At 55.3% G+C, this 6,964-nt stretch carries 6 protein-coding genes; 2 read left to right on the top strand and 4 right to left on the bottom strand.

Features of this window, described 5'->3' with window-relative positions; all coding sequences use genetic code 11:
• The 4 genes from VAE48_RS07275 to VAE48_RS07260 form a co-directional block, all read right to left on the bottom strand.
• Positions 1-426 (bottom strand): Gfo/Idh/MocA family oxidoreductase (locus VAE48_RS07275; RefSeq protein ID WP_322792655.1); only part of this gene is annotated, 426 nt, incomplete at its 3' end.
• On the bottom strand, positions 423-1,046 hold the full coding sequence (locus VAE48_RS07270) for a ThuA domain-containing protein (protein WP_322792654.1): 624 nt from the start codon (positions 1,044-1,046) through the stop codon (positions 423-425). The genes VAE48_RS07270 and VAE48_RS07275, both read right to left, overlap by 4 nt.
• The gene (locus tag VAE48_RS07265; protein WP_322792653.1) at positions 1,043-2,479 is read right to left on the bottom strand and encodes a hypothetical protein; all 1,437 of its coding nucleotides are present in this window, start codon (positions 2,477-2,479) and stop codon (positions 1,043-1,045) included. The genes VAE48_RS07270 and VAE48_RS07265 overlap by 4 nt, the downstream gene beginning before the upstream one ends.
• On the bottom strand, positions 2,472-3,410 hold the full coding sequence (locus tag VAE48_RS07260) for a dihydrodipicolinate synthase family protein (RefSeq protein WP_322792652.1): 939 nt from the start codon (positions 3,408-3,410) through the stop codon (positions 2,472-2,474). The genes VAE48_RS07265 and VAE48_RS07260 overlap by 8 nt, the downstream gene beginning before the upstream one ends.
• A gap of 271 nt (positions 3,411-3,681) precedes the next feature.
• Between VAE48_RS07260 and VAE48_RS07255 the strand changes: the two genes are divergently transcribed.
• A complete protein-coding gene (locus tag VAE48_RS07255; protein ID WP_322792651.1) occupies positions 3,682-5,025 on the top strand; it encodes an McrC family protein in 1,344 nt (447 codons plus the stop codon).
• Positions 5,026-5,040: 15 nt separating this feature from the next.
• Positions 5,041-6,789, top strand: coding sequence for an McrB family protein (locus VAE48_RS07250; RefSeq protein ID WP_322792650.1), 1,749 nt, complete (start codon positions 5,041-5,043; stop codon positions 6,787-6,789).
• Positions 6,790-6,964: the final 175 nt, after the last annotated feature.

The following is a 6,964-nucleotide window of genomic DNA, read 5'->3' as shown; positions in this document are numbered from 1 at the left end:
ACCGGCGCGCACGGCTTGAGCCAGACGGTAAGCAGCCGTATCATAACGGTACTGGTAGTTCACCCCCACTTTAACATTCTGCTCCGCCAGCCAGTTGATCAGCGCAATCCCTTCGTTCAACCTGCGGGTAAGCGGTTTTTCCACTAGCACGGCTTTTCCCGCCTCCACCGCCCGGCGAATCATCCCTGCGTGCAGGTGATGCGGCAGCGCCAGATAAACCGCATCCAGCCCGGCCGTTTCCAGCATTTCTTCCACCTCTGTAAACGCCAGCGGAATGCGGAATTGACGCGCAAAGCGATGCGCTTTTTCGTCATTATGGTCACAGCAGGCGCTCAGAACCAGCCGCGGAACGAACCGTGCCAGCAGCGCCGTGTATCGGGCGATCTCACCGCAGCCCACCACTCCCAGCCTCAACCGGCGCTTCATGAGGGATTTTCCTCCGCGGGCGAAACGACCCAATTCAGCCCCCGCCGGATGATTTCCCGCACGGCGGGATGGCGCAGACTGCTGCCCAGATGACCCGGCAGCAGATAACATACCCGCCCGGCGGCATAACGGTAGGTCCACACCGCCGGGGCTTCCTCCCCGCCGGCAGATGCCAGCCAGTGAACCTCGACGTTCGGCTGAAATTCGTGATGATACAATTCATCTCTGACCGAAAAGGCCGCCATCCCGCCAAACAGATCCTCGCGCAGCGGACGAAATTGCAACGGCTGCACCCTGCCGTGACCGATGAAACGTCCGCCGAGCAATTCAAAATAAGCCGGGCTGGTTTTGAAAGAAGCCGTTGCTGAATGCACCCCCAGCACTCCCCCGCCCCTGGCGACGTAATCCAGCAGGCGGCGCAGCACGGTATCCTCTGCCTGCTGGCGGTGAAGGTACAGCACGACCGCCGCAACACCGCTCAGATCCACGGGGAGCTGCTCCAGTCGGCGGCACTGGAACACCTGAAATGCACCGCTGCGCTTTAACGTCTGCCCCAGAGCCAGCCGCCCATCCAGCGGCGGGTGAATCAACCCCTCGCTCACCAGCCAGACGGTTTTCATGGTTGTCTCCGTTTGGCAGCCGCCAGCTGTTCGGCTTCGGGACGGCTTTTGTAAAAGTCATCCAGCGGGTAGCAGCCGCTCACCAGTCCCAGGCGGGGAGCAGTCGTACAGTCGCTGAAGGTTCGGCAAATTCGTTTGCGCTGCAAAGACACACCCCTCAACACATCCCCACACAAGTCGGGATAAGTCAGCGCCATCCGCCCGATACCGACAAAATCCACTCCACCGCGGCGCACATTCCACTGAGCCACCTGCGGCAGCCATTCCTGCAGGTAGGAATAGGCCGAACCCACAAAAATCAGCCGCGGGTGACGCGCTTTGAGTTCCGCGGTTACCCGAATCTGGCGGGCAACCCCAACCAGCGGATCTTCGGGGGGCAGGTAACCATCAGACGGGGGAAAGAGCGCTGGCCGCTGAATGTGCGGGCAGTAGTAGGGACTGCCGGCGCTCAGGTTGACCAGTTGTACCCCCAGCGATTCGAGCAGTCCAAGAAACTGATTGACCTCCTCCAAATCAATTCCTGTACCGCTGCCATCTCCGCCGAAGGCATAGGGATACTCTTTCCCCTCCGGCCACGCTTCCGGCTGCCCAACGCCATCCGCGGCGGGTTTGAAGGGGATGAAATCAAACGCCGAGAGGCGCACCCCAATCAGCAAACCGGGGGCTTCCGTGCGGATGCCGCTCACCACCTGGCGCAAAAAGCGGGTGCGGTTTTCCAGACTTCCGCCATAAGCGCCGGGGCGCTCCACCGCGCTGAGCATTTCATGCAGCAGATAGCCGTGGCAGTGTTTGATGTCCACAAAGTCAAAACCGGCCGCCTGCGCCAGACGCGCCGCCCGTATAAAATCCCCAACAAGGTCATCCAGTTGAGCATCGGTCATCAGCGGGTAGGACGAGTCCAATCCCAGGCGACGGTCGAGAATGGGATGATGATTCAGGATGACCGGCTGCGGCCGGCCCTCGGGGCGCGCAAAACGCCCGGAGTGGGTCAGCTGCAAGCCGACCAGCAGACCTTCCGTACCCCAGCGGGTGGTATGGGCTGCCACCAGCGTCTGGCGCAGGCGCTCCAGCTCGCGCAGATTGGCATCCTGGATCAACAACTGGTTGGGGTTGGCACGCCCCTGCGGACAGACCGCCACCGCCTCACCGCCCCAGATGAGTTTGGCGCCGCTCTCTCCAAACCGCTGCCATCTGCGCATGGTCAGCTCGGTTGGTTTGCCGTCGCTGGTGCCGTCCCAGCCTTCCATCGGCTGAATGCACCAGCGGTTGCCAATCCGACGGCCGTCCTCCGGCAGCATCAACGCTTGCGCCAGCGGTGATTGGGAGGCGGGCAGCAAGACATCATCCAGGTCTAAATCCAGACCCAGTTCACCCAAACGGACGCGCAGGGCCGCAGGGCTGGTGAAACGCGCCATGCGCGGATAGTCAGTCATGGCTGAATTGCTCCAACCCTTTCAAAATCTGGCGCAGCACCGCCAGGTCGCTTTGCGGGCGGCGCGGACAGTCGGGATGCGGCTGGCTGTCGGGCAGCCAGCCGCGCAGCCAGAGAAATTGAGCCGCAGAATGACGGTAAGCCGGCACCGGATTGCGGAACGCAAACCAGCCGAGATACTGCAAGACGTCGTTCAATTCGTAAAAGCGCGGCTCACCCGCATGCCACCAGCGGTCGCGCAGCGCAAAATAATCCGGCGCAAAGGTCGAAAGCCCCAACAGGTAGTCCGACCCGTACATCACCATGTCAATCGCCAGATCGTTGCCGGTCAGCAGTTGAAAATCCGGACGCAGACGGTCGCGCAGCGCCAGCCGCTCCCATTCCAGCCGGCGGCTGAGTGAAGAATGCTTGGCTGCCACACACTGCGGAATGCCCAGCAGGCCTTCAAACACTTCCAGCGCGTAAATTTGACCAAAGGGGGCAAACATCTGGCCCAATTCGAAGGCGATAAAACGCTCTGCCACCCGCCCGAAGGCCGCATAGGCTTCTAAAAGGCGCGCCGGCGGCAAAGCGCTCAGTCCGTAGGATTGAAAGATGACCGGCGTGCCCCCAAAGGAGAGAATCTGCTCAATTTCGTGTTGATAAGCAGCCGGGTCAAAGGCATCACCGGGCCGGTCGAGAACCACCGTCCCTGCCACAAACGGGAAATCTCCCAGAGTTTGGCGGGTCTGGTTCAACACCTCGCGGCGGGTGTCGGCATCCAACAGGTGAGCATAACCGGTATCCATGTTCACCGCCGGAATCAAACCGGCCTGCGCCGTGCGCTGAACATGCGTCGCAAAGGCATCCCAGTTGACGCGGCCCTGGGGGGTAAACGGCAAAAAAACAGCCGAATAGCCGGTAATTTTTCGCCGGGGGATGATTGGAAACATCGGAATGATGACGAATGAGGGATGAGCAAATTATACTCTGAAAAGGATTTTGGAAAGCGACCAAAACCGGCTGAATTCAAGCTGCCAATCGCGCTGCCGCCGCCAAATCAGGCATTCAGACAAACCGAGCATACCTACACGAAACGATTTGGGCTCAAAGCCTGTTTTGCCCCAAAGCAACACCCCGTCTCACCTGTGCCTTTCAGGTATAATGAATCAAGCCGCCCCACCAGGGGAGCAAAACCGCAAATTCATAAAGGATCAGGTGCAATTGTCAGCCAACCCATGCATCACCCTTTTTGAGCAGCAGAAGGTCTCCTATCAGGAATTGGGCATTTCTCCCAGCGATCCATTGTTGGACACCCTGGAGAAGATTAACCAGCAAGCAGAAATCATCCGGCTGGAGCGCAAAGGTATTCGGGCACTACAATATGTGGGCGTCATTCAAGTCAACCATCATACCGTCCAGATTCTGCCCAAAATTGATTATGACCCCAGTGTAGAAAAAACGTCCCCCATCACACTTTCGCCAAAAGAGAGCGAGAAACTCACCGCGGCGCGCAATCTAATCCACATGTTCATTTACGTCAACGGGTTGAAATTACACTCCCAAACGCTGGGGGCTTTGAGCACCACACGGGCGGGATGGCTGGAAATGCTCACCCAACTGTTTGCCACCGAACTGCTCAATCAATTGAGGCAGGGCTATCACCGCGATTATGTTCAGCAGGAGGATCGGCTGCCCTTTCTGCGGGGGCGCTGGAACATTTCCCGCCAATTTTCACATCATCCCAACCTGATTGAAGGACTGGATGTTAATTACGATGACTTCCTGCCGGACACACCGCTCAATCGCGTCTTTCGGCTGGCAGTCCGTCAAATGCAGCCGTTGAGCCGCGAACAGTCAAACCGTAACTTGCTGGCCGACCTGGATGACTGGCTGCACCCTGTTCAGATTCATCCGCACGCCTCGCTCCATCTGGATCAAATTCATTTTACACGCCTCAACGAGCGCTTCAAGGCTGCCTTCGACCTGGCCCGTCTCTTCCTGACCGGACATTCCATCACCCTGTTGCCCGGAAAACAGCAGGCATTTGTGTTTACACTGGACATGAACCAGCTTTTTGAGCGGTTCGTCACCCGATTGCTCCAATTCAATGCAAAACGGATTCTGCCTCGGGAATGGCAGGAATGCACCGTTGAAACGCAGGGTGGAAAAGCACCCCGTTACCTTGCCCGACCTCATCTTGCCAATGCAAAACCGGTTATTCATTTGAAACCGGATATCTTAATAAAATCATTTGGAAAGACCCGCCTGATTATTGATGCAAAATATAAAAATTTTCCAGACCTGATCGCTTATCAGAACGTTGTCAAAGACGACCTGTACCAGATGATCACTTACGCCACTCGCTTCGAGTGCCCGAATGTCCTGTTGATTTACCCCCGTTCAATCCAAACAAGCCCAACCGTCCCTCTTGTTTTGGAAATTGAGCAATCTCCCATCCGTGTATTTATCGCCACCCTGAATCTTCACCAGCCCCTGAATAAACTGGACGGTTTGATTAAAGAATTTCGAGAGATAATGACCTGCATCCACAACCACTCAAAATGACCTCAAGGAGGCAAGATGGCACGCCGCATACAAGACCAGACCCTGTATGATACCTTTGATCTGTTCAAAAACCGCTGCTTACTTAAGGACTCTTCCTTACTCTGGCCCGATCGGCCGCTTTGGACTCCGGAAAACCTGAAAAAGTGGAAAGAACGGGTGATTGATTCACCTGATTTAGGCACACAAAGCTTTACCGAAAAATTGGAAAGGCAGCTCGGCGAGTCTTATCCAGAATTGTGGGGCATCACGGCCGACCTTCACTATGTCTATTATCTGCCCTCGGTAAATATCAAACTGGATACCCGCCTGAAGAATATCCAATGGGCTGCCGAAAAAGCCGGCTATGACCTACCAGACTTCGACAATCCTATTTGGGAAGCGCACCGTAAGCTGGGCTTTTGCAAAACTTCCTTCAAATACCATATCCGTTACGCGCAGCTAAGCCTTCTTGTCCTGTTCGCCATCAAGGTAAAAGAGCAACAGGACCGACGCGCAGTTTTGGAAGATGCCCATCGTGTTCAAATGTTGCTGGAGGAGATTCTCGACAGCATTCCGAACAAAATGGATCGGGCCATTGATATGCGCCATGCCATTTTATACCTCATGTTCCCGGATCAATACGAACGGATAATCAGCACAAGCGACAAACAACAGATAGCCGAGTATTATAAAAAGTATATTTCCACGCCGACCGATGACCTGGACCAACAAATCCTCCAGATTCGAGAAAAGTTGAGTAAAGCCCATCCGCAGGGCCATCTTTTGGACTTTTACGATCACCTCAAGCACGAATGGAAGAAGGGGATACCTGTAGTTAACGGCGGCCCACCACCGGATAACGAGATTCTCCAGCAAGCCGCGCGTCTGCTACTGCAATTCAAAAACCTGATTCTGGCCGGACCACCCGGCACGGGCAAAACTTACTGGGCCGATCGAATTGCTGAATATATGGTAACTGTACAACCCGCCGGGAAAGCATCGAACACAGCCCCCTTTATTCATAAAATTACCCTGCATCAATCCTACGCATACGAAGACTTTATCGAAGGACTGCGCCCAAGATTGACCGGCAACACCAATAGCAGTCTTTCCTTTGAGATCAAGCCCGGCATTTTCCGTCAGTTATGCCTTCAGGCAGAACACGACCCGCGGCACAATTATGTTTTGGTGATTGACGAAATCAACCGCGGGAATATTGCGAAAGTTTTTGGGGAATTGATAACACTTATCGAAGCCGATAAACGCGGTAAATGGACGGTGGTACTACCCTACAGTAAGGACACCTTTTGCGTGCCACCCAACCTTTACATCATCGGCACGATGAACACGGCCGACCGCAGCATTGCATTGATGGATGTCGCACTGCGCCGCCGCTTTGCTTTCCTTGACCTGATACCGGATCCAACTTTACTGGATACAATCGTGATTTCCACCGGTGAACAGGAATTGAATCTGGGCGAATTTCTACGCAAGCTCAATCGGAGCATCACCGAATTACGCGGCGCCGATTTCCAAATCGGGCACAGTTATTTTCTTCCCTTGAAGGAAAACAAATCCAACAAGGATAAAGTCCAACTGTTAGACGACATCTGGAACTTCCAAATCGTCCCGCTGCTCAAGGAATATTTTTACGGCCAGAGCGATCTCCTCCGGCAAGTTCTGCCGAGCTTTTTTGAGATTGACGAGGGGACCTCCCCCTCAACCGCTGCAAACCTGCTGAACCTGCACGAAGAAGATCTGCTGGCAGCATTGTATCAAGTGTAAAACAAAACACTTTTTTCCCGCCACACCCACTCAACCCATCCCTTCATAGCCGGCGGCCGGGTCGAACATGCTGAAGCGGGGCTGCCAGCCGAGTTCCTGCTTGGCTGCCGAGCAGTCTACCAGAGTGCGGTAGGGGTTTTCGCCAACCCATGCTGCGAGGGTAGTCTTTTTCCAC

It is taken from the genome of Bellilinea sp., from assembly GCF_034432615.1.
In the GTDB taxonomy this organism is placed as follows: Bacteria; Chloroflexota; Anaerolineae; order Anaerolineales; family Anaerolineaceae; genus Bellilinea.
This window is presented reverse-complemented; position numbering and strand designations above follow the sequence as displayed.

Coding starts and splice junctions, on each gene's coding strand:
- VAE48_RS07270 (WP_322792654.1), bottom strand. CDS start 1,046: ATGAAAACCGTCTGGCTGGTGAGCGAGGGGTTGATTCACCCGCCGCTG.
- VAE48_RS07265 (WP_322792653.1), bottom strand. CDS start 2,479: ATGACTGACTATCCGCGCATGGCGCGTTTCACCAGCCCTGCGGCCCTG.
- VAE48_RS07260 (WP_322792652.1), bottom strand. CDS start 3,410: ATGTTTCCAATCATCCCCCGGCGAAAAATTACCGGCTATTCGGCTGTT.
- VAE48_RS07250 (WP_322792650.1), top strand. CDS start 5,041: ATGGCACGCCGCATACAAGACCAGACCCTGTATGATACCTTTGATCTG.